Consider the following 23,615-nt stretch of genomic DNA (forward strand, 5'->3'; position numbering starts at 1 on the left):
CACCGCCGAGCGTGAGACCGGCCACTCCCGTCGTAGAGACGATCCCGCCCGTGGTAGCCAGACCGAACGCCTGCGTCTCGTGATCGAGGTCGGCCATCGTCGCTCCTGCTTGGACCCGCGCGATCTGTGCTTCGGGATCGACCCGAACGGCGTTCATCGGTGAGAGATCGATCACTAAGCCGTCATCGCAAACAGCGTCGCCCGCGACGTTGTGTCCGCCGCCTTTGACCGCCAAAGGCAGGTCTAGGTCCCGAGCGAAGTTCACCGCGGCGATCACGTCGGCACTTCCCGTACACCGGGCGATGAGTGCCGGTTCCTTGTCGATCATCGCGTTCCACACCGTCCGGGCGTCGTCGTATCCCACATCGCCGGGTCGAAGCACGTCCCCGTGCAATTGGTCGCTGAACGATTCCACGGTCGTTTCTTCGAGGTTTGCTGTCACCATGGATTCCCTCCTGTCCGCTGTCCAGCCCTACATAGAACGAAGCGGAACTTTCCATTACTCTCTGGGCGAATGCCCACGGCATGGGTATCTTTAACATCTTTGTGTATTAATGTCAATTCACACGGAATTAGCGAATATGACCGACCCAGACACGTTTCCCGAGGGGGCACTAGAGGACATCGCCTATCTCTCGCGGTCGAAGAGTAGAGTCACAATCCTCGCCGCACTCGCAGCGAGGCCCTGCACGCGCCGCGAGTTAGAAGACGCGACGGGCATCCCCCGGACGACGCTCGATCGGACCGTCAACGAATTCGAGGAGCGAGGCTGGGTCGTCCGTACTCCCGACGGAAACTACGGGGCGACACCGATCGGTGACCGCGTCGCGGCTGAGAGTAAGAACTTCGTCGGAGCGATACGGGCTATCCGAACGCTCGGTGACGCAGTAGCTTGGCTTCCGGACGAGCTAGCGATCGGGCTCCGCCATTTCGCGGAGGCGACCGTCAGGCGTCCCGAGCCGAACGCGATGAATGCTCCGACCACGTTTGCGACCAAGCTGATGCGGGAAGCGACTGAATTCGCGTGTCTCGTGAATACGCTCCCGTCGGTAGGGTTCGAAGACGCCATGGTGAACGGAGTCCTTGACGGACGCCTGACAACGACCCACGTCATCACCGACGGGGAGCTCGCGGTTCTCCGGGAGGACGCAGACCGCGTATCCCGCTGGCAGACGTACGTTGAGGCGGGAGCCAATTTGTACTGTTATACGGGTCGAATCCCGTGCAATCTCCTCGTTATCGACAATACTGTGCTTATTCTCGATCGGCAGCCAGAAGCGGTGGAGGGGATCGAGAGCACGAACTCGGTAGTCCGGTCGTGGGGCCAAGAGCTGATCTCCGAGCACCGGGAAGATGCCGAACGACTCGATGCTACGGCGTTCGCCTGAGCGCCGACGAGCCCAACAGACGATTCCCTGTGATGAATGCACAACCTCTTCGACACGGTGTTTTGACGGTAATCGGATCGGTCGGTTCTGGTCGTGCCACACGGATAGCGCCCGTTCCACCGATAAATCTCTGACTCAGAGTAGAACGCGCCAACGCAGGGTCATGTCTCGGGTAACGTCGCCGGATCGACCAGCTCCGCTCCCGCTCGGTATTCCTCGTACAACGACTCTGCCCACGAGAGAACGGTACGGCTCTCGGTGACCAACGCCCCTTGGACCACCAGTTCATCTCCGCGTTGTTCATCCAACCAGATTATCACGGTTCCATCGATAATGTGCAGACTGATCGGGACGTCCCCCTCGTATCTCCACACTTCATCCCGCTCCGCTGGCGCACGCCAGTGTGGCACCACTTCCGGCCTCCCAACGAGGGTATCGAAAAAACTGGCCTTCATGACGGCTTCACACTCCAGCTGTCCCGCGATGGCTTGCTCGTTAATCAGTTCTGTCAACCGAGGCACGCCGGTCCACGCGAGCGTTCGTATCCGGTCCGCCGTACGGATTCGATCAGAGACGAAATCGAATGGCTCGGTCGGATTGGCTGGGCGTCCGGTGATAATCTCGGCTTCACGGAATAATCGATAATCGAGGTCGCGTGTCGGTGCTGGTAACCACGTTATCGCCTCCCCGAGATGCTCGATACCCTCGATTGTCTGCAGAGAGTCACGAACCGCTTCAAGCGTGATCGTTCCCTTAGTCGTCAGTTCGTAGCGGCTTCCCTCGGAGTCAATCCAGCCCCGTGATTCGCCCTCGTCAAGAATCCGGGCCACGGTCGCCCGGGAGGCACCCGTTCGGTCGGCGAGGGCACTACCCGTTGTAACGCCGTCGTCAAGCGCCTCGAAGACCGGCACACTGTGTGCCGAATTCGTGAAGAACTGAAGCACGTTCCGCGCGGAATCCATGGTATCTGTTAGCGTGTGGTGGAGTACGCCCGTACCGTATCTAAAGGTATTCCCGAGAACGAACGCCTGTGAGGTGATTGGCTCCCACGTGAACAGTCGATGATCGTTCAACAGACTGCAAACATTTGCAGGGAACCCAAGTATTCTCACAAAATAATGTTATGACATCACATGACAAATGAGACATTGGGGTGCTAACGAATGTCCCAACCCGACACCATCGATCACGAATCGCTCATGCACGAGTATACCGAGCTGTGGAACGGGGACTTCTCAAACCTAGACGTCGTCGCCGAATCGGTCGATGTCCATCTTCCGTCGCTATCTGGTGGTGAGATTCACGGACGCGACGCCTTCGAAGCGTACCTCCGAGAGCTTCGAGCGGGATTCCCCGATTGGCACGTCACGATGGACAATGTGCTCGCTAACGACGGGGTGGTGGTGAAGGAATGGACGGTGACGGCCACACACGAAGGGGAATATAATGGGATTTCCCCGACCGAGCGCACCATCGAGATCAGTGGGATGGCAAAGATCCTGATCACGAACGGCAAAGTGCAAGAAGATCGCCTCTACTACGATTTCCACGAGGTGATCGAGCAGCTTGGTCTTACAGATAGGTGAGATCGATTCTTACTCGTTTTCGAGTTGGAGAGGACTGAGTGTAAATAGACCTGTTTAGCTAGCTGAGGTCGGAAGTCCGATCATTTCAAAATCGGACATCGAGGTAGATATCATAAAACCCCTACTCGTGGTTTTCAGGCAATTTCTTCCGTGATCTTCGGCTCTAGGCCCTGTTGTTCGATCTCCCATTCGAGGTATCGCTGCAGTGATTCTTCGAAAGGCCGATGGTCGATTCCGAGTTCGCGTTTGGCCTTCGAGTTATCGACGAGCACTCCACCAGTAGCGAAAAAGCCGAGTAGCTCGCTTTCAAACCCTTCCGGTGGACGAGTGAAGGACTCCAGTCCTGCCACCCCGTAACTCATCAACTGAAAGACCGTCCCGGGCACCGCCCGCGGAGCCGGAATCCCTGTAAGTCGTTCCGCGAGATCAAAGACATCGACGAAGTTACGCGGTTCGCTCGCAATGATGTATTCTTCCCCTAGCTCGCCCTCGTCCATTGCCCGTTTGATGTTTGCGGCTGTGTCCTCAACGTAGTCGAACGGGAGGACGAAATCATTCGGGATCATCGGGAGTTCTTGTTTGAGGTAGCCAGTAAAGCCAGTCCGTGGAGTGCCACCGTAATCCTTGTCGCCTGGTCCAAAAATCGCTCCGAGTGAGACTATTACCAGTGGAAGTCCATCGTCAATCATCGGCTCCGCGACCTCGTAGTGTGCCTGCCATTTCGTTCGCTGATACACCGATCTAAAGATATTTGGAGATCGGTATGATTCAGTGACGTATTCGCCGCCCGTATTACCGTAGACTCCGACGGTGCTCACGTAGACGCCCTTTGGCACGTCCAGCTCGTCCATCAATTCGAGAACATTACGGGTCCCATCGACGTTGATGCGTTCGGCCTTCTCAGCATTCCATGGCCCAGGCCCGACTTGGAACCAAGCAGCCAGATGGAACACTCCATCGACGCCATCCATGGCGTCGCGCATACTCTCTTTATCTGTAATGTCACCCTCAATTATTTCAACGGGTTCTGGTAGATGTTCAGCCTTAGTGAGGTCACGGGTAAGCACAACTACTTCATGCCCATCGTTCACGAGGATCTCCACGAGATGAGTACCAATGAACCCGGTACCACCAGTGACAAAGTATCTCATAAAGTAAATTTATATAATGAATCTTCATATATGTTTGGGTGGATCACTCTTTTCCGCCATGTAGGTTCAGCTATTTCATACCTCACTTCTAATTAACCCCTTGCTGTACAAATCCTCTATATTCAGCATGAGATATTTGACAGACTATAGATGGCCTCTGTCCCGGGATTCCTACCGGAGCAGCGACCGTGACATCAGTCGGCGATTGATTTTCTCATCTACCACCAGTTTGGCTGTACGCGAACTCCCGTGACGTTCACTCGATCGTTCACACATCGAACGAAAGCACCGGCGCTGTGTTCGATAGGAACATAACCCGCCGCGGTCAGGCGATTACATCCTCAAAAATATGGGCGCTGCAGGCTCCGGTTCGACAATCGAACGAATCGTCCTTTCAGGTGTGAGGCTGCCGAATCCGGCCGTTTCAAAATCGACGTTTCTGACAACTAATTTAGTGTTATAGCAGTTCGCTCAACTTCGTCATACCACTCCCTCGTTTCCTGTTTTCCGAACCACCACTGTTTGAATCTGAAGACAGGAATTTTCTTGAAGAAGAATAGGATGATAGCAGGGATTCCGACTAAGGCTGCGCCGATGAGGATACTAATTGGGTCAACCATCGTTAGTGGAAACAGTTTGTTGAGACTTGCTGGTCGTCGGCTAATTCGGCATACTGTTCCCATATCCTTCGTGGCGTTACCTCTCCATCAATATTCTCGATAAGATTATCGAACGAATAGTCTTCGCCACGACTCTCGGTGATTCGCTGGATGTGGCTGTTGAACAAGTTCTCTGCATCCTCGTACTTACTGTACTCCTCAACTGTACGATGCCCGCAACTGGGACAGTCCCAGTAGGTTGTGGCCGTGGTCGCTATTCCGACCGATTGATTTTCTCCATCGTACATCACAGTCTGGCAGTGAGGACAGATGGCTCTGTAGGCGACCTCGGTTTCGACCAATTCACCATCAGAAAGTTCCGCTGTACCTCGCCAGCACGTTTCACCTGTCTCAATACATCCTTCGATGCTCTGGACTGTCTCGTCATCGTCTTCGGCTGGCTGTGTCTCCAACACGTCGTCTGGCACCTCATCCGTAGTCTCTGGCGTTGTATCCTCATCTGTAGACTCTGGAGTTGTATCCTCATCTTGCTCCGAGTCTCGCTCTCCTCGTGCGTACCATCCAATTAGTCCGCCGAGTGCCACGAGACCGATACGCCCCATCCACGTCAGAATCATGTCGAGTGGGAGTTGCTCGGCTACACCAGCAAACAAAGGTGGATAGAAATCAGCAGCTGTCGGAATTCCGATGAGGATGATAGTAACGACAACAGATATTTTCGTCCACTTGCTCATCGCTCGCAAAATCCTGTCCTAGTGGTATGTAACTACTGGATGTTCAGTCACCCGACCACTTCGAGAATCTCCTAGTTAGAACGAGGAACTGTGTATCTTGACTCGAAGAACGACTGCTCCGATGGCGATGCCACCGTACACGAGCCAGTCAAGAGGGCCGATAAATTCTGTCTGATTGAGTGCAGGGAGGGCGATGAATATCCCGACTACGACACCACCTAGATAGCCGAACGACCAGAATCGAGAGGCGTCTACGGTCATCACGGCACTCACTATTGATACGGGTATGACCCACCAAAATAGCCCTGCTGGGAGGAGACCTGTATCAACGAGCATCGGCACAGCTTCACCCATAAGGATAGCGACCACAATCGCTCCGACGACCATCCCGAAACCTCTTTTGAGGCCGTGTTCTGCAGAGGACATATATCATGTAGAATATCCTTCCTATAGTGACTTTCGCCCAATTTCTACCGAAAGAAGAGTTCTGCGAGTCTCCCCTCGCCCGTCATCGTTACTTGGGTTCTGGGGTTTACCTTCATCGCTCACACGGAGTACTATGTGGAGCGTCGATCTAGTAGCTGCCAGCTGCCGATTTCAATAGCTAAATCTACTGAGCTACATGTTTAACAGGATGGCATCCAATATTCGCAATAAGAGGTAGACCCGTAATAGTGTCACTATTGGACTCTTCACCAGCAAATTGGGTTTGTTTAAAAGGACACCCACAGCGTCCTGTAGACTTGGAACAAGTCTATGAAGGATGGGCGCTGCAGGAACCCTGTCCACCCCGTAACAACCTAGTATCAATCAGCAGGCTGGTCCAGAATCCGCCCCCTCCCGACTGGGATTTGCTGGACCAACCATGGACGACCTCGAACCAATCGCGCCCGACGAAGCACTCGCACTGTACATTGACCATCGACGACGCGAAGTGGCCAAATCCACCCTTCGCTCCCACAAGTCCCGCCTCGGACACTTCGTCCGCTGGTGTGAACACGAAAAGGAGCTCACGAATCTCAACGAGCTCACCGGCCGCCTACTCCACGAGTTCCGACTATGGCGGCGAAGCCACGACGGGGAAATCAAACCCGTCACCGAAAAAACGCAGATGGATACACTTCGCGTGTTCATTCGATTCCTAGAGACCGTCGACGCGGTCAAACCCGACCTCAGCGAAAAAGTTCTCTCACCCGACCTTGACGCCGATGAAAACGTCCGTGACGACCGACTCACGCCCGAACAGGCTGAAGCCATTCTCACCCATCTAGGGAAATTCGAGTACGCCTCGCGAGCTCACATGGTACTTACACTCCAGTGGCACACGATGCTCCGCCGTGGAGCAGTCCGCACACTCGATTTGTCTGACTACCACCCAGAAGAGCAATCGCTGGAAATTCGCCATCGACCAGAGACGGATACGCCAATCAAAAACAAAATGAAGGGAGAACGGTTCGTCGCGCTCTCATCCGAAGTCTGCGGTCTGCTTGATGACTGGATTGACAATCAACGACCGGACGTTGTTGATGAATTCGGGAGGGAGCCGCTCATCGCGACTTCACATGGGCGGATGCACGCTACTACCCCGACGACGATTGTGTACAACTGGTCGAGACCGTGTCGAATCGGAGTCGCCTGCCCCCTCAACCGGGACCCGGAAGATTGTGAAGCAGCTCAGTACGTTCACGCATCTAAATGTCCCGAGAGTGTTTCATCGCATGCTGTCCGTCGAGGTGCGATAACGCACCATCTCAGCTCGGATGTCCCGGTTGAGGTCGTCTCGGCTCGTGCGAACGTTAACCCGGATACTCTCGACAAACACTACGACCGGCGTGATGAGAAGACGAAGATGGAGCAGCGGCGGAAGTACCTCAACAACCTCTAAAACAGTTCTTGCGTCTCCTTTATATTAGCAGGAAGCATTTCCAGCCTAATGAAATCTTATATCAGTAAAAATCGCTGTGCAAGACAGAGAGGATGTGCACAGTACGACGTTATCTATGGCCGACGTAATGATTTTCAAGCAGCCAAATGACGATGATACTATGACTGGCGAACCAGACCCGAATTACTGTGCGTTTTGTGGTGACGGTCTCTACAATAGTGGTCCCTCTGGAAATCCTCAACGTATCGGGGAAATCTTTGAGACCCTAAGTAATGACGCCGTAACGCAAATGCAGGGAAGCAGCCAACAGAAACGTGAAGCGAGGCAGGCGTTTGCAATAAAAATCGGTGTCTGTCCCGAGTGTCTCAACGATAATGACCTCGCGCCGGGCGATTTGGATAATCTTAGCAATAAATATGACCAGATTTCACTCACCTATACTGAAATCGTCCCAGAAAGGGACCTCTCAAAATAGCATTATTATCCAGTTGTCTCAAGAGCACAGGGTTCCGACAGTAGTATACAAGTCACCTCAGTAGCAGTTCGTATGAGTGAAGACGCTGACCCCTTTGTTACTGAGATGAACAATTTAGAAGAAGAATACGGGATTGAATTTCCCGAGGAGTTGCGTGTTAAGATGGTTGAAGCGGGTATTCAACTACTTGCTGAAGACCGAGGAGAGGAAGTGCCTGAGAGTTTACAGCGTCTCAACACTCTTTCGGGGTTGAACCGTATTTACGGGAATCTGCGTGACAAAGTGAAGGAACTGAATGAGATGATTGAGGGGTCAGCGATTGAAGACCTCGAAGATGAAAGGCAGGACCGTGCTGAATCGCTACTAGCGAGAATTTATATGCACGACGATGTACTGATGTTTTTCATTCTCGCACAGGACCTCATCGAAATCTACTCTATCGACACGTTGAATGAGGAACTCATTGAGGAGGACTTCCGAGGTACTAACGAGACGATGAAGACGCTCGACCGGAGGATGTCTCAGCCGGTTCGAGAGCAGTTGCTATACAGATGTGGAGTCATAGGCCATGAGCTGTACAAGAATATGAGGTCCTTCCGAGACCATCGGAATGACTTGGTACATAAAAAAGACTTCCGTCAAGCATTTGATTTTCAGGATGGTGTTATGCTCGAAGTTGATAAGGGAATGTACAGTATCAACGAACTACACTATATGCTTGAAGGAGAACGATTTTGGAGTGAAGAAGGAGAATAAGTACGCCCGCTTTATTCCAGTATGTTATATACGCGTTATCGAAGATGTTCCAATATCTGAAGGAAACGATATGCAGGAGCACCACGGCCACTAGTATCATCTTCCGCTTTCTCACGTAACAAGTCGATACGCGTGGTGTACTTTTCGTTGATAAACAGTTCCAGCTTTTCGTCGGTTTCTTTCTCAAATTCTTCGGAAAGTCTGTTGAGGCCCTTGATGAGCGGCCCTTCCGTTTTCGACCCCTTAACCACCGGTGCCCAAAATTCGAATGAATACTCGTTCGCGTGGGGGAACGTCTGGCGTACGTAACGATGGTTATCCGAGAACTTTCTCCACAACTTCTCTAAAGAGCGATGGTAGGCACTTGTGTTGGAATACTCCATCCACCATCCCTCCTCGTCCTTTGGTGAGCCAGAATACAAATTTCCCTTCAGATGTGTCACTACTTCACAAATATATACGTGCTGCTCCCCGCTCTCCCTATCGTTATCTATCGCAAGCACGTCGGCTTCCATCTGGTTGCCGGGTTCTTCTGACCGGTTGTTGTAACTGACAACCTCGCACTCGTTCTCTAATTGGTGATACGCGCCGACTAGAAGTTCTCCCCAACTAGCATTATTTGACATACATTATTGCGAGTTCCGCAGTATAATAGTACCCCTGTCGTTTTTCAGTGTAGTCTTCTCTGAGAATTGCTTCTCAATTACTGGCTGCTAGAACTCGTATGAATCACGAGAGCTACCGCTATCTGATAAACTACTCCACGTGGCACTTATCTAACTGACAGAGTCCTACGCGCCATATCTCGGATTTTGTTGGTGCGCCATCTTCATCAAATTCATCCGAGCTCTCATCTTTTCTTGCTCGGTCCGGAAGTCGTAGTGCCGGTCGAGAATCTTCTCGGACACGTCGCACCTCTCTGAGAGGACCATCTTCGGAATCCCTCCCTTAAGCCCGGCCGTGATGTACCCTTTCCGAATCGGATGGGTACTCAGGCTGTCGGGACACTCGTATGCCCAGTTGTTTCGCTTTGCGGCATCGCACTCGCTGGGGTCCCGACCGTATGGGCATCCCATTCCGATAACGCAAGGACGCGTCCACGCGTAGAAGTACGTCCGAATCGTTGACTTCGAAACCCGCCCATGCGAGGTCGTCAGCAACGGAGTTCGGCCATACTCGTCGGTCTGGTCCACCCGCTTGTCATCGAGGTAATCATCCAGAACATCACAAATGGGCAGAGTGATACTGACATCGCGTTCACCCTCCTCACCATTCTTTAGTGTCGTTCCCGTCTTCGGTCGGTGTCGTAGCTTCAGATACCCCTCATCTCTCTGAGACACGTAATCCGACACGTCTAGCGAATGAATTCCACCAAGACGTGCCCCACTTTCTGCGTACAGGAGCCAGATGACGTGGTGTAGACTGGCATATTCATACCGGCCAAGCCAATCAAGAATTTGGTTAGCTGTCTGAGAATCAAGAACTTGTTCTCGAACCTCATCACTCCGGCTCACTTTTGGTATGATGATAAACTCGTGCAGACCGGGCGTGACAAATTCCCATTGCTCACACCGTTTGATGAACACTCGAAGAATCTTCTGCTGCGTTTCTTCGGACTTGGGCCGTAGTTTCTTCACCTTCGTCGGCGCTTCCTCTCGCCTCCAGACGCGGTAGTCTGCAAGGTCGTTGCCCGTCAGTTCGCTCATATCATCGAAACCCCTCACCTCCTCGCACCAGACAACAAAGTGGTTGTACAAGGCTGAATGGTGGGTGTATTCGGTGTCTTTCTTCAGATTGCGGGTTCGGAAGTATTTATCCACAGCCTCCTGCGGGGTCTTCGATGTGAGTGATGGTTTCAGTTGGTCCGACATCGTGTCCGAGAGCATCTGCATCATCTCTGCTGTAGAGAGGTCAGAAACCATCTGAGTCGTGTCGTCAGCAGCACTCATTTGAAGCTCACCTCGGGGAAGGCGGACAGCATTTCACAGAGGGTGGTGCTCGGGTCAATCACAGCAGGTTCATTCATTCTCATCATATCTATAATCGGTCGAATTCGGTATAAGTATGCCTATTTTTGGAATTTCTAAAGTAGAAGCCTATATATACTAGGACAAGAAGCGACTTGGAAAGTAGAAGATATTATATAGTGCTATTCAGCTCCAAATTGGCCAAATTCGATGTTTTAGCTATCTCTATATCTCAGATATACGTCGGATTTTGTCATCGAAAATCCACGGACGATACTCGCTATTTTCCTCCTAATATTAGACGTTCGTCAATTATGGTTTGGAGAACATTGTAGCCACTATGTTCACTGGTGACTCAGGGGATGTCTTGGGTTCTATGACCCTGCTACTGTATTGTGGCTATATTGCGTTTTTAAACTATAAATAGGATTTCGACTACAAACCCATACAAAACAGCATATAATACTTGCGTTTGTTCAGGTAAAAACGTTCGCATTAGTTCTTGTTAAGTCACAGTATATGCCTCGTATAGTCATGGGAACACGCCCATACCGAGAATCGAAAGCAACGCTACTTCCGAACATGAGTGACATTGTCAGCACTCACTCATCAGCTTCGTGGACGCGGTCGATGGCCGCTAACGCCTATTTGGAACACTATGCTGACAAACTCCCTCTTGCTCTCGAACGTAATTTGGATACCATTCTACCAATCACACTGGGTCGACGCGACTATCTGGCGAGAATCTCCGAGGGCTTGAGCAAGTGGGCACCTGATGGCTGGATGGAAGAGCAGGGAGACTGGTCTCACAGAATGGGTACCGTCGAAGTAAAACTGAATCTGAGCGAAGCTCGTGTGAATCCGAAATCTGGTAATCGATTGAAAACGCAAGGAGAGGCGGGTGTTCCTGCGCAGTGTACCAACAAATCAGACATGGAGGAGTGTGACGTTCTTGTTGCTGCGCAGGGGGACGAAGGTCTCGTTGAGGAATACCGTGAAGTGCTCGGTATCCCCGTGTTCGTGCTCGAAAACGTAGAAGGTGTAATGTCGTTCAATCAATTTGAAAGACTACTATGAAACTCGGCTACAGGGTATGGGACAAAGCACTACAGTTCCTCGCTACAGGGGAGGCTATAGAGCTATCTGACCTTCCGTTCAACAGTAATCAGCAACTCTATGCGAAGCGGACCTTGCGAGAAATGGAAGAGCTTGATTGGCTGACAAAGGTCAGTGACGACCCACCAGTATGGGATGCTGGACCAGTAGCCCGGCGCTGTATGGCCCTCCCACACTCAAGGAAGATAGATGAAGCTGATTGTTGGGATACACGTGATAACACAGTGTCGAATAACAACCGACCAGCCCACTACCCAATAAGCCGGGATAACCTCGATAGTACGCCACTTGATGTGTGTAACAACTGTGGCTGTGAACTCTCGTTTGAGGACACAGCTTACGAAGCTCACTGGTTCCGCTACGAAGGCTCAAATAATTCGGCTGGAAACGGGTGGGTCACATACTGTAAAGAGTGTTCCCCGCCGGGAATGGTTTAAAACGGCACCAATGAAGCGCCAATCAACTTTTAGAATAATAGGCTCTGTTGAAATCCTCAACCAGTGATATGCTCTTGGAGCCGTGCTGAATACAGAGGGTGGATTGAGCACAGAGATACCGTTCGAGAACTCAGGTCGTCACCGGGAGTACCATGGTTCCACACGGATAATCAGTTCACGCTCTTCGACAGTTCAGCCCCCGCCTTGAATTTCACTTCCTCTGACGCACTCGCAGCGTTCACCAAGTGCAACACTGGCGCATCCACCGCCACGTGCGTCACGAACCGATAATTCTCTCCTGCCTCACCATCATCACCTCTGGTCTCCCCACCTCGACTGGTGATGACAGCGAGGATATCATCCGCCAACTCAGCGTCACCGCCCTCAACGAACTCCTCAACAGTGCCTAAATCAATCCGCGCCCCCCGCAGCGAACGCTCACCAGACACCGACCGCTTCACCACGTCACCGAACCCATCACCATCAGCCGAGAAATCGAAGCAGCACTCGATACCAACCACCTCCGTCGGACCAGCCATCGACAACACCGTCACCGACTCCTCGTACAGCGCAGCGTCGTCGATGACCCATCCACCCGTGTACACAAGCTGGCCGTTGCTCTCACACCGCTGGACGTACAACAACGCCGGAAACGGCTTCGGACACCGCGGCGGCTGCACCATCACCTGATACACCGACACGCCCGACCCAGCCCCCGACTCAGTCGTACGAGCCCACACCCCCGGCCCACACGGGTCATTATCCGCAGCAACACACACCTTCGCAGACGTGTCGTCCACCGTCGGCGGTGTATTGACGACAGTCACCGTCCCACCCTCACCCTGAACGACCTCAAGACTCCCGCCCGTCGCCGTCGGCCCAGACACCTCCGCAACAAAGTGAGGCGTCGTCCCGCACACCGCACCCGGGTACACATCAGGGTCTGTATCATCACAATCACCACCACCACGCGACTTCGTCGAAACGCTATTCGAGAGCGATTCGGGAGGGCTATGACTGCCCATCAGGTAGTTGATGAGCCGCTCCGGCGTCACCTCCTCACGAATGCTCCCAGTCCCACCCGGAACCTCCGCATCAGGCAAACACACCGAGAACCGCTCAGCAACAATCGGTTCACCACCCAGATACGCGACGAGGTCAGCATCCTCCTCAGAACCGTCACCGACACCATCACCATCAGAATCTGAATCCGTATTCCCCGCCTGCGTCTTCCGCTTGTTGCTCCGCGACGAATTGTAGTCCTGAGCCATCACCGCCGACGACGTAACCCACCCCTCCAACTCGACATCCCCAAGCTGCCCGGCAGACACCGTCGGAGCCAACCGACTCACGTGCGGGCTCCCCGGAGCCATCATAAACGTGACTTCCGTGTCATCATCATTCCAGTCTGTCCCTGCGAACACTGCCGCAGGCGACGAGCCCGTATTCGTCACTGACGACGCAACTTGATTCAGACAGCCAGCGAGTCCCCCAACTACAATAACCCCGCTCGCTGCGAGTAGTGACCGACGGCTGACGGTCGTACGTGGCACAGTATTCCGGTGGTTGTTGCGTCTCTCTGAATACATAATCAAACAGTAGAGGGTACACGTTATCATAAGTTTTCTTATATTTGTGACTTGTTAACAGGAAATTTGGAGGCCGACTCGCGCCCTCCATTCAGCAGGCTGTTTGTATCAGCCGCGGAGGATTTCAACAGAGCCGAATAATATTATTTGGCTGTGTTGAAATCCTCACCAGCTAACAGGAGCTGCGCCCGCTAAGTACAGGTGACTTGTGTATTGCTCAATTCGGACCACAAACATTCCGTACAGTAGATACGAAAAACGAGTATGGCGACTGCCGAACGGGGATTGGACTCGTGGTTATCAGCCACCCTCGACCTGCTTCTCGCTATGTTCGGGTTTATTCTCGTCTGGTATCCGATGGTCTCGGTCGGTAATGCGGTTCTCGGGTTCCCGGTTTCATCCTCAACAAGTAACCTGCTTGTTGGTGTGTTGGCACTGGGCGGCTCATACCCTGTTGTTGCGGGCGATTGGTCACTTGGTCAGCTGGGTGAGTATATTTTCGTCCTCCTCGCATCTGCACTCGGATGGGGAGTCCTCGGGATGATAGCGTTCCTTGCGTTGGGAGTATCAACTTCCGGTAGCGACCCGACTCCACAAGCAGCAGTTTGGGCCGCTGCCTATCTGACCGCCTATATCGTTGTCTATAGAACCCACCTATCGATTTTTCGTTAACTCTGAACCCGTAAACAGTTCCAACAACCGAGTCAGCCATCGACGGTATACAATCCTACTTACCGGCTGTTTCACCGCAGGTAGTGTCTGACCAATAGGATTTCAACAGAGCCTATTATTTTGATTCTAGAGGACTGGTCGCCAATTTCGGCCTACCAAGCACCAAAGCGGTCTAACCACGTTTCGATGGTATGATTCGACGAAAGCCGAACATCAGAGACGAGCACTTTGAATTCAACGAGGAAGATAAAGAGTTCACGTGCAAGACGTGCGGAAGCACTTACTCGGAAATCGATGCTATCGGTCATCTACTGGAAGTCCATGGCTACCATCACATTGACCTCCTTCTTGACGAAGTGAAAGAGGACTAGCCACTCTGCGGACAAGACCGACTCATTTACTGAATTTAGCCTAGTGTGTCCACTTCTAGAGTCCAATACTCGAAATTAAGCACACATCTCGTGACAAAGAAAGACCGATTAGCGAAATTAGACCAGTATTGACTGAGCGTTGTGGTTTCTATCCTAGTTGGGCTGAGGTTCTCAGCCCGGCAGGTTTTCTGTAACAGGTCCCAGAAGGGAATCCAGCATTCCTCAATCCCATATGGTTGGAGCTCCAACCCGGGTACTTCTGTAACTACTTCTGGAACTGCCTAACGGCAACACAACGTAGGATGTGCCCGAATATATACTTTCCCTTTCATTTAGTTGTACTCAAATACCGTAGCTTAGAGAAAGATAGGACACGGCTCACTGCCATTCCAACCAGTCGTAATATACAATCTGTCAGCCGCACGGGTTACTGCGACATGGTATAGTCGCCGCTCCTCTTTTTCAACACCGGGTTCATTTCGATACCGTTCCGCCTGTCGGTGCGAATAGCCAGCAAGCAACAGAACACGGGAGCTCTCTTGGCCCTTTGCAGAATGAATCGTTCCCACCCTGATTTGTTCTGGTTGAATCTCATGCTCTCTATCTAGCGCTCTTCGTAGGACCTTGCGTTGAGCATCATCAAGCCGAAGCGTATTGAGGACCAGTTCAGCCGATTCAGGTGAATCAAAGACTTCATCGATTACATCTGGAGCGTAGAGAACTTCCTTCTGTAGTTTTGGATAATCGTGGTATCCTTCATCTGCCTTCGAATACGAAACGAGCTTCTTCGCAACTGCGTGCTCAACCCACGGATGGTCAACATCCGCAATAGAAAGTAGAACCTCAACATAAGCCGAATACAGCGGTTTTCCCGCACACCAACGGCGCAGAGTATGAAGGACTTCGGGGGCTGGCGAATCCCAATACCAGAGACCTCGTTTCCGTTCACTGTCAGCGGGTACGATAGGCTGGTTGGGGTATCCAAGGTCGTTTAGAGCCTTAGCAATGCGTTGTACGTCGAGATTGGTCCGACCAAGAATCATCACTGACTCGCTGAACCCAAGGTCGGCCAGTAGTTCTTCAGCTACCGGACGAAGGTCTTCGGCAGTATTGCCAGCTACTGGAACCGTATCAACGATACCATCTGAATCATCTCGGTAAGAGGATAGTTTCTCTTCAAAATATCCGTATCCATCAATGATTTCCTGCGCCTTCTCGACGATTTTCGGGGCACATCGCCGGCTCTCAGACAGTTCTATTGATTCATCACAGTAGGTCTCACGAAGGTATCGTCCTGTGCTTCCTCTGAATCCGTAGATAGCCTGTGCTTCGTCACCGGCAATGATGACGTGGTCAAACTCCTGACTGTCTCGCCAGAGCTTGTACAGCCGATACTGGAGTGGTGAAAGGTCCTGAAATTCATCGATGACAAGCACCGAACCTGAGGGAACCTTCCCCAATTTGATTGCACCGCGAACACAATCGTCGTGCTGGACAATCTCATTCGCTTGTTTCCACGTGTCCCACTGTTGCATCACCTCAATCACACTACTTTCAGGCGCTGCCACCTGTGCATCCATTCGCGAATAGGCCCGGTATTCTTCCGGCGTATTACCATACCCGAGCGCACGGAGGTAGTTGTACGCCCGAAGAATCTGGTTGGCTGCTGGGAGACTTTCTCTGCCAGCAGTCTCGTCTACCCTTGACGGAGGCACATACCTGAATTCGAATTGAGGCGCACATTCCTCAAAGAATTGCTGGAAGACTTCTTCATCAGACTCCCGGTCCATTACCACCAACCGGTCGAACTGGAACTCCTCGTCCCCGTAAACAAGATTGTAGCAGATACTGTTGAACGTGCGGACTGTCATCCCCCCGTCATCGAATTTCCCTTCGTCCACTAGCGCATCCAATCTATGGACACCCTCTATCAAATCAGGGTCCTCCAACCGTGTGATAATATCATGAGTATTCGCCTTATTGAACGAAGTGATGAGAATGTCACTCGGCTCTATCAACCCGGTATTGAGCAGTTTCAGAAGGCGCTGATTACACTCCCACGACTTCCCCGCACCAGCCATTCCAATTATTCGAGTTACTGTAGTCATAGTTAGACCGAGACATTCGGCGACAGCTCACCATCGTCACTCTGGTCTGTTTCAACTTCAGAGAGCGATTCTGGGTCGAAGTCCAGTCGAGAAGCACAAACCATCCATACAGACGGTTTGGCATCCAACCCCTCAGCACAGAGTAGTTTGTTCGCCGAAGTTCTGTTTCCGGGACGTTCAACGAGAACTCCATCCTGAAACAGAAGGTCAGAGATAGACCTGCGAACCTCGTGGCGATGCTGGTCTACGAAGTTCTTGATGTACTGCCCACCGACAACGACATACGGAACACCGTCATCAGGCTCGATGTAGATTCCTCGGGTGTTATTCGGTTTCCACCATATGGTAGCAACGTGCTCTGTCAGAGGCCCGATTTTTAGATTGCTCATTTGAGACAAAAACAGCTCTATGAGTGCTTGCTCCTGCTCATTCTCGACCGTTTCTTCCTGAGCCATTTCATCCCAATAGTCGAACAACCACTCTGCGGCCCAGTCGGCCTCAAATCCACGAAGCATGCCTGAAAGGCGGTTAGAGTATACATCGGCGATGACTCTCGCAGATGGGTCATTCGCGAAGGCCACATCGAAGCGGACAGACCCAGATTCGCCGATATTTCGACGAGGGTCTGGCTTGAACGTCACTTCATACTCAGCATCATCGGTCTCGATACCCGTTGGGACAATAAGACGGACTGAGTCGGTCTGTTGCTTGAGGAAACTAGCTGCGGAGGGCACAATATAATTCTGTATGTTCCCCTCATCGTAATCTTGTACCGCGTCAGCAAATGCGGATTCAATAGCTTTCCTAGCTGCTTCTGTCTCATCCGGAGTTAACCTCATAGCCCATTTAGGGACAAATTGATTGAGTTGAGCGGACGACCGAACCTTGTCAAACGCCTTGTATTCTGAAACGGCAATCTCTTCCTCACTAGTATCGACGATAGCAAAGAGAGGATTCTCATCTGCCGGAATAATCTGTAACTCCAAGTTTTTACCAACAGAGTAGGCAGGATACCTAATATCAAGAATTTGGTCTTCCTGCGTCTTGTAGGCGTCTATCAGAATTGACGACTCACGACGGACACGCTGAGCAAGCCCAAGAGTAGGGTCCAATTCTTCAAGCGAAATGATTCGGTGAGCCTTGAGGTCTGGCTTGGCCACTACATCAGTTTCTTCGTCTTTTTGCCCATCGGTACCAGTGACTTCGGCAGATGGCTCTCGTAGCTCGTGAGAGGGCTCTGAATTAGTCTCTGGTTGCGAAGAATCTGCCACACCCTGTGTAGAAGGATGGTAAGGTGACTGCGAACCTTCTGGCGGCTGCCTCTTTTCATCGACTCCTCCATCCGTGAGGAGTCGAGACGGCGATACAGTTATGCTGTCTGGAGATGTATCTATAGGTGACATTGCTGGCTTTTTCTTCCTCAGGTAGCTGAGGGCTTATTCGGTAGGCCGACGAGATTCCGAAACCGGGTGGAAGCTTAGCGTTGAATCGCCGCTGACGACTATTCGAAACGTTCGAGCTTCCACGATATCACGAATCTCAGCAGGGAGTGTCCCTCGACCATAGTTGTCGATACTCCACTGGACAGTTGGTCCGTTCTCCATAACCACCGTGAGGTCATGACTGGAGAGCTCGTCCCTGATGCGGGGAGGGAGACGACCGCGTGGGCGGACTCTCTCCCCTTCTTTTGTCTTGAAGGTCACATCCGCCGTCACAGGCGGTAGACCACGACTGTACGTGTCGGCCATACTATGACAGATGATACGAGTGGTTATAGCTATTCGGGTTGCCAATAACCCCCTAGTGCCCGAAATAGGGCGTATTAGTGGTCTTTCCATACAGTAGCCGATTCCTCAAACAAGGTAAGAAATCTGTTAGTTATGCGCTGTCCAACCGCAACCAATACACTGTTCACCCCATTATTGCGCGTAGACGTATACCCACCCCCCTTCAGAAGTAAATTGGGGGGTGTACTGGTGAAGAGCCTTACAGCCTCGGAAGGCAAGTGACCTCGGTAGCGTCTCACGGTTTTCAGTAGAAAGCTGGAGCCTTCAAGCAGACCTTTGGAGCCTTCCAATCCATCCATTCGGAGGCGTAAATTGTTCTATTGACTCTGGCAGGCAAGGCTCAACAAAGCTCCCAGAAGGTGGGTGTAAGCTCTCTCTTGCGCGCAATATGTAGAGAAGCCCAATCCCCCGCCGCTAAGTTACCCTTTACGACCCCTTTGTAAGCGGAGAGCGACCGGCCACACTTCAGAATTTGTCTTCTCCAATAAGGTGGTCTTTCCACTGTGTAATCGTCTGATGATACCTCTGACCGAAAATTTGACCACATCCGGAACAGACCCAATAGCCAGAGGGTTGTAGCTGGAGTTCTGGCATCTCATTCTGTTCTTCTGGACAATATCGAGCCATACCCACAAGACTCGGAGAGAGTGCAAAGGGGCACCCCTGCCATGTGTACTTGCAAAGTCAAGATACGCCATACAACTATACATTCCAAATCCAGAATGGGTCTATATGAATATTGAAAACTCTATCCACGAACTTGAACAGCACTTCGTGGAGAGACCTGCAAACTACCTCGTCGAAGCAGAGCTTGCTTTCGAGTTGAAACAGATTCTTAATGACCAGCTCCAGTCTGCCCACCTCACAGGAAGTCACGACTCAGGAAACGCCCGGGGAGACATCCCGGACCATAGCGAGTATGCTGATGTAATCATCTCAACCAACAACATCGATAGAGCCCATTGCGAGGTGAGTGGGACAAATTTCGGTCTCGGGAGTAGTCAGATGAAGCTTGACCTCGTGCTTTTCGCTGATGAGGTAGAGCTCTCCCTTGAGGGTGGTAGTAAGAAGTTCAGAGTCGAGGACCTCGTCACTGCTGTCGAATTCAAGTTCATTAAGAACGCGAAGTACCTCCGAGAAGATTCTAAGCGATATATTCTAATTGCTGACGACATTGACCGATTAGCCGGCTTACCCCATCACGTCGATACGTACTGTCTCGTTTTCGCGAACTTTGACCTCGCTCGCCGGCCAGACACGAAAGAGGCTCTCCAGAGCCTCAAATCCAGAAGCGACAGAGTCGAAGTTCGGCATACACACCCGAAGACGGAGGATTTACTCGACTAATGTTTCGTACTTTTCCAGCCAGTCACCGATTTCTCGTTTCCCAGTGGATTCATCTGGTAGAGGTACATCAAGCGTCAAACGACGCTGCGCCTCTGTCGCGTAGGTAGCGACGTGGGCTTCGGAGACTGCAGATGGCTCCGTCCAGACCTTAGTGCCGTGTTCATCCAGTTGTCCAGCAACACGGACGACTTCGTCTTCAATGGTTCCGTCAAGTTCCTCTTTGAGTTCCGTGAGGAGGTACTCAAACAGCTTCTGGTGCGGGAGGGGAATCACCACGGAGGGATACCACTCCAACACCTCCGGGTCGAACGAGACCAACACCTCGTCTGTATCAGCATATATCGCTTGTACCGTGTCTTCAGGAGGTTCACGAGATATTGGTGGGTTCGCATCTTCCGGGACGTTCAGGCGGTAGAGTTTCTGATACGGAGCATCTTCATCTTCGGTTAGCTGGCGGTCGAGCATTTCGAACGTCCAGCCCTTATTCCGGAGAACCTGACTCTGGGTGAAGAGCCGTTTTACCACGTCTGGGTCGATAAGGGGGTCGAACGGCCGGTCGGGATATCCGATACGACCAACGTCAGGATGCGAAGTCGTCCACCCGTAGAGCTTGGCTTCTTCGATTATATCCTCTGCATGGACCTCGTCGAGGTCCTGTGTCAATCCCACTTGCCGGACTTTCTGTTCCGCCTCTTTCGACTGTTCTTCCGCTTCAGAGGCGATATCCTCTCCCGACTTCACCGACTCCCCCATCGCGACACTCTGAACCTCGCCCTCTAACCCATCCAAAATCGGACGTAGGGGTCCGACTGCCTGCTCGAATAGACTGATTCGCTCTCCAAGACGCTCATAGATATCTTCCTCAACGGTATCGTCGTAGATGTAGTTCCACACGAGCACCTTCTCGTTTTTCTGTCCAATGCGGTCAATTCGGCCAATCCGCTGTTCTACGACCTGAGGATTCCAAGGCATATCGTAGTTTATCATCGCATCACAGGTCTGGAGATTCAACCCTTCACTCGCCGAATCCGTACAAACGAGAATAGTGAGGTCTCCGTCAGGGTCGGTGAATTCGCGCTTCACACGTTCCTTACTCACGCCGGACCATTCGTCCTCAGCAGCGTCATATATCTCGCCACCACTGCCCGAGTACGTACCAACACCGTGGTGGCTGAGAGAGACCTTCTGCTTGATTGCATCAAGCGTGTCTGAATACTGTGTGAAGATAATGACCGTGTCTCGGGCTTTCGCGCTGAGCTCGTTCAGGTCTTGCATCAACTGCTCCAACTTGGGGTCCTCGGGAACGTCGTAGAGTTGCGCGATGAAGGCCTCTAATTCGCTCAGTTCGAACTGCCGGACTCGTTCGCCAGCAGGACTGTTAGCTCCGATTTGGTCCACACGCAGGCCGTATTCTCGCCGAAGCACTTCCTCGCGACCGGCGATATCTCCTGTCTGAAGGTCGCTTTCTGAAACTCCCGATACGTCTTGAAGCTCGGAGCTGAGGTTCTCTCGGCGACGTTTGAGAGACTCCTCGATAGCATGGAGACTCGAAGTGAGCCGCTGCCGGTACGTAGTCATCACAAAGCCGAGAGCTGTCTTCTCTTTACCCTCCAAGAGCTTCTTTGACTGGTCGTATACGTCACTGATGTATGACTCTACACGGTCATAGAGTGGTTCAGCATCTCCGAGTTCAACGGACCGTGTCTCGATATCCCGACGAGGGATATTCTGGTCAAGAAGGCCCGCCTTCTGACACATGCGGAGTGTCTGCCGAGTGTTCCGGAACACTCGGGACTTGACTGGAGTTGTCTCATCTCCAAGTTCGAGAAGGAAATAGAGACTGTTGACAGAGAGATTCGAGAATTTGGTTTCCCAGTCACGGGTTCCAAGCTTTCCAGTACCAAGCACACGATTTAGTTGGCGACGTTCGCTCAGCCCGAAGTCGCTATCGTCGACGCGTTCGCCGACCCATGCTGCCACATCCTCGTGTTCCTGTGCGAACGATTGAATCATTCCCGCCCATGTACGGAGATGCGTAAGTCCCTCGTACGGCTCGTAGTTCCACTTCGAGGCGAGGTCCGGGAGAACCTCTTCGACAGTCTCCGAGCCGTCGGCATCGATTTCGTCGAGCGCCTCCGCGAGGTCCTGCTGCATCTCAAAGTACGTGTCGAACGACTCGCGGTCGTTCCATCCGTCGGGGAGGTCGCAGAGACGCAGGAGGTCGAATAGCTCAGTGATTTCGAGCTGCATCGGCGTCGCCGTCAACACGTAGTTACACACCGTGTCATTCTGTAATTCTGTGAGTAGCTCGTAGAGATTCGTTCCCTCGCGACCGTGGTGGGCCTCGTCGACGAGCGTCAGGTCCCACTCGAACTGGTCTTTGGGCGGGTCGCCCGGATGTTCCTCCTGCCAGTGGACCGACGGGGAGAACATTCCCATATTCCCCGAGCGATGTGCGGTGTGCCACGAGGCGAGTACAACCGTCGGCTCGTCACGGTCAGAGACGAATTCACCGATATGAGAGTCTTCCCACGCATCGATAGTCACGTAGTCCGACAAGGAGTGCTCGATGCCGTAGGCGTCCCGCAGGACACGCTGTGCGCCACTGTACTCGTAGGAGTAGGCGTTGATGTTGAACTTCTCCAGAAGCTCCTCCTGCCACTGTGGCTGGACCGTGGCGGGTACGAGAAGCAGGGCGTCGCTCACCTCACCGATGGTGAGGAGTCGAGAGAGAGTCAGCCCAGCCTCGATGGTCTTCCCGAGGCCGACCTCGTCACAGAGGAGGAGACTCTCGGGATAGATGCTCGCGGCCGTGTCTGCGATGACACGCTGGTGAGGCCACGGCTCAATCGAACTGATGTCCTCGGCGATATGCATCGCACCGGGGAGGAGCTCACGTTCGTTGGCGATGCGGGTGATTGTCGCCTCAGAAGCAGGCGGTTCGCTCGATTTCTTCAGGCGTTCGACGTGCTCCTCAACCTCCTCATCGGATTCGGGCTGCCAGTCGAGGATATCTCGCTCGATGGCCTCGTCGATATCCGTGACCTCGACATCCTCGTGTTCTTCGTTCCAGAGCCGCTCGAATGTCTTCACGTCCTCCTTGACGTACTCGTTCTCGACATCGTCCCACGAGCGGTGGACTTTGAATCGCTCGTAGTTGCGATACCACGCGTTGTAGGTTTCGTTGATGCTTCCCTCGAACGTGATTCGGTTCCCGTCGGAGTCAGTCGCGATGCCGAGCTTAGGGTGGAAGATGCCAGAATCGGAGTTATTCCGGGGTTCCCCGATTTTTAGCTGGAGCCGCCCCTCATCTAGCATTTGGGCGATGAGAGCGAGCCGTGACTCACCTTCCTCGGAAAGGGGAGCGTCGTCGGTGAGAACCGGTTTGTTCTCTTGACTTAGGCGCTTTGAGGCGATGATGCGGATTTCGCCGTCGGATTCGAATGCGGATTCAACTCCCTGTAGCGCGTCGGCGAGATTCTGGAGGCTCAGGTAGCCGGCGAGACGGTCGTACTGGACTGAATGTGCGAGAAGTGGGCGATAGAAGTCGCTTACAAGGGTCTGATTACCCCGAAAGTTGCTCTCATAGATTCGGTTCCAGTTCAAATTCTGAAAAGACATGCGTG

At 52.5% G+C, this 23,615-nt stretch carries 20 protein-coding genes; 9 read left to right on the forward strand and 11 right to left on the reverse strand.

Annotated features, from left to right (window positions below):
• Positions 1–445, reverse strand: a 445-nt coding sequence (locus DJ75_RS03875; protein ID WP_141211956.1) for an FAD-binding oxidoreductase, incomplete at its 3' end; no start/stop codon positions are given.
• Between the two features lie 136 nt (positions 446–581).
• Between DJ75_RS03875 and DJ75_RS03880 the strand changes: the two genes are divergently transcribed.
• On the forward strand, positions 582–1,388 hold the full coding sequence (locus DJ75_RS03880; protein ID WP_176451411.1) for a winged helix-turn-helix domain-containing protein: 807 nt from the start codon (positions 582–584) through the stop codon (positions 1,386–1,388).
• A gap of 161 nt (positions 1,389–1,549) precedes the next feature.
• Here DJ75_RS03880 and DJ75_RS03885 read toward each other — a convergent pair whose 3' ends face one another.
• Positions 1,550–2,461, reverse strand: a complete 912-nt coding sequence (locus DJ75_RS03885; RefSeq protein WP_198948021.1) for a winged helix-turn-helix domain-containing protein — start codon at positions 2,459–2,461, stop codon at positions 1,550–1,552.
• A gap of 90 nt (positions 2,462–2,551) precedes the next feature.
• On the opposite strand from DJ75_RS03885, the gene DJ75_RS03890 reads away from it, so the two are divergent.
• Positions 2,552–2,974, forward strand: a complete 423-nt coding sequence (locus tag DJ75_RS03890) for an ester cyclase (protein WP_094522726.1) — start codon at positions 2,552–2,554, stop codon at positions 2,972–2,974.
• Between the two features lie 134 nt (positions 2,975–3,108).
• Here DJ75_RS03890 and DJ75_RS03895 read toward each other — a convergent pair whose 3' ends face one another.
• From DJ75_RS03895 to DJ75_RS03900, 3 genes are all read right to left on the reverse strand, one after another.
• The gene (locus DJ75_RS03895) at positions 3,109–4,125 is read right to left on the reverse strand and encodes an NAD-dependent epimerase/dehydratase family protein (protein WP_094522728.1); all 1,017 of its coding nucleotides are present in this window, start codon (positions 4,123–4,125) and stop codon (positions 3,109–3,111) included.
• Between the two features lie 622 nt (positions 4,126–4,747).
• Positions 4,748–5,479 (reverse strand): hypothetical protein, encoded by a 732-nt coding sequence (locus DJ75_RS18035; RefSeq protein ID WP_141211957.1) that lies wholly within the window; start codon positions 5,477–5,479, stop codon positions 4,748–4,750.
• Positions 5,480–5,554: 75 nt separating this feature from the next.
• Positions 5,555–5,905, reverse strand: coding sequence for a hypothetical protein (locus DJ75_RS03900; RefSeq protein ID WP_094522730.1), 351 nt, complete (start codon positions 5,903–5,905; stop codon positions 5,555–5,557).
• A gap of 439 nt (positions 5,906–6,344) precedes the next feature.
• Between DJ75_RS03900 and DJ75_RS03905 the strand changes: the two genes are divergently transcribed.
• The 3 genes from DJ75_RS03905 (at position 6,345) to DJ75_RS03910 (ending at position 8,595) form a co-directional block, all read left to right on the forward strand.
• A complete protein-coding gene (locus DJ75_RS03905; RefSeq protein ID WP_094522732.1) occupies positions 6,345–7,364 on the forward strand; it encodes a site-specific integrase in 1,020 nt (339 codons plus the stop codon).
• A gap of 115 nt (positions 7,365–7,479) precedes the next feature.
• Complete coding sequence (locus DJ75_RS18040) at positions 7,480–7,839, forward strand: hypothetical protein (protein WP_141211958.1); 360 nt, start codon at positions 7,480–7,482, stop codon at positions 7,837–7,839.
• A gap of 72 nt (positions 7,840–7,911) precedes the next feature.
• A complete protein-coding gene (locus DJ75_RS03910) occupies positions 7,912–8,595 on the forward strand; it encodes a hypothetical protein (RefSeq protein ID WP_094522734.1) in 684 nt (227 codons plus the stop codon).
• A 35-nt stretch (positions 8,596–8,630) separates the two neighbouring features.
• Here DJ75_RS03910 and DJ75_RS03915 read toward each other — a convergent pair whose 3' ends face one another.
• On the reverse strand, positions 8,631–9,221 hold the full coding sequence (locus tag DJ75_RS03915) for a hypothetical protein (RefSeq protein ID WP_094522736.1): 591 nt from the start codon (positions 9,219–9,221) through the stop codon (positions 8,631–8,633).
• 165 nt (positions 9,222–9,386) lie between these two features.
• Positions 9,387–10,544, reverse strand: coding sequence for a site-specific integrase (locus DJ75_RS18045; RefSeq protein WP_141211959.1), 1,158 nt, complete (start codon positions 10,542–10,544; stop codon positions 9,387–9,389).
• A gap of 648 nt (positions 10,545–11,192) precedes the next feature.
• On the opposite strand from DJ75_RS18045, the gene DJ75_RS18050 reads away from it, so the two are divergent.
• Both DJ75_RS18050 and DJ75_RS18055 read left to right on the forward strand, forming a co-directional pair.
• Positions 11,193–11,639: a hypothetical protein gene (locus tag DJ75_RS18050; RefSeq protein WP_141211960.1), complete on the forward strand. Its 447-nt coding sequence runs from the start codon at positions 11,193–11,195 to the stop codon at positions 11,637–11,639.
• A complete protein-coding gene (locus tag DJ75_RS18055; RefSeq protein WP_141211961.1) occupies positions 11,636–12,115 on the forward strand; it encodes a hypothetical protein in 480 nt (159 codons plus the stop codon). Before DJ75_RS18050 ends, DJ75_RS18055 begins: the two co-directional genes overlap by 4 nt.
• A gap of 170 nt (positions 12,116–12,285) precedes the next feature.
• Here the strand turns inward: DJ75_RS18055 and DJ75_RS18960 are convergent, their stop codons facing one another.
• Positions 12,286–13,386 carry a hypothetical protein gene (locus DJ75_RS18960; protein ID WP_254921873.1) on the reverse strand — a complete coding sequence of 367 codons (1,101 nt, stop codon included), beginning with the start codon at positions 13,384–13,386 and terminating at the stop codon, positions 12,286–12,288.
• Positions 13,387–13,968: 582 nt separating this feature from the next.
• Between DJ75_RS18960 and DJ75_RS03930 the strand changes: the two genes are divergently transcribed.
• Positions 13,969–14,376: a hypothetical protein gene (locus DJ75_RS03930; RefSeq protein ID WP_094522742.1), complete on the forward strand. Its 408-nt coding sequence runs from the start codon at positions 13,969–13,971 to the stop codon at positions 14,374–14,376.
• A gap of 727 nt (positions 14,377–15,103) precedes the next feature.
• On the opposite strand, the gene DJ75_RS03935 is transcribed toward DJ75_RS03930, so the two are convergent.
• Together DJ75_RS03935 and DJ75_RS18060 are read right to left on the reverse strand one after the other, a co-directional pair.
• A complete protein-coding gene (locus tag DJ75_RS03935; RefSeq protein ID WP_094522744.1) occupies positions 15,104–16,855 on the reverse strand; it encodes a UvrD-helicase domain-containing protein in 1,752 nt (583 codons plus the stop codon).
• 2 nt (positions 16,856–16,857) lie between these two features.
• Positions 16,858–18,258, reverse strand: a complete 1,401-nt coding sequence (locus tag DJ75_RS18060) for a hypothetical protein (RefSeq protein ID WP_141211962.1) — start codon at positions 18,256–18,258, stop codon at positions 16,858–16,860.
• A gap of 1,116 nt (positions 18,259–19,374) precedes the next feature.
• Here DJ75_RS18060 and DJ75_RS03945 point away from each other — a divergent pair.
• Complete coding sequence (locus DJ75_RS03945) at positions 19,375–19,989, forward strand: hypothetical protein (RefSeq protein WP_094522748.1); 615 nt, start codon at positions 19,375–19,377, stop codon at positions 19,987–19,989.
• On the opposite strand, the gene DJ75_RS03950 is transcribed toward DJ75_RS03945, so the two are convergent.
• Positions 19,978–23,610, reverse strand: coding sequence for a DEAD/DEAH box helicase (locus DJ75_RS03950; protein WP_094522750.1), 3,633 nt, complete (start codon positions 23,608–23,610; stop codon positions 19,978–19,980). The genes DJ75_RS03945 and DJ75_RS03950 overlap by 12 nt on opposite strands.
• Between the last annotated feature and the right edge of the window lie 5 nt (positions 23,611–23,615).

It is taken from the genome of Halorubrum sp. Eb13 (assembly GCF_002252895.1).
In the GTDB taxonomy this organism is placed as follows: domain Archaea; phylum Halobacteriota; class Halobacteria; order Halobacteriales; family Haloferacaceae; genus Halorubrum.